This window comes from Peribacillus sp. SIMBA_075, assembly GCF_046534585.1.
In genome coordinates, this window is the sequence record NZ_JAWRYN010001358.1 from 1 (window position 1) to 245 (window position 245).

The 245-nt window shown below is 34.7% G+C and carries 1 protein-coding gene; it reads left to right on the top strand.

Features of this window, described 5'->3' with window-relative positions; genetic code table 11:
- On the top strand, window positions 1-245 hold a 245-nt coding region (locus SB775_RS32770), incomplete at both ends, for a zinc-ribbon domain-containing protein (RefSeq protein ID WP_410865466.1).

Below are 245 nucleotides of genomic sequence, written 5' to 3' on the forward strand. Positions count from 1 at the left end.
GGATTAATCCAGATGAATTAACTAATGAAAGTTATGAATATATTTGGTGGATATGTCCTGAAGGTCATGAGTGGGGAATGAGCATTTACGATAGACAAAAGAAAAAAGAATGTCCAAAATGTTTAAGGCTTAAAAAGGCCACAAAAAGAGCTGAAGTAAAAGAAGAAAGACAGATTAAAACTCTTGAGGAAGTAGATCCTGAGTTGGCTAAGCAGTGGCATCCAATAAAAAATGAGGGTATTACT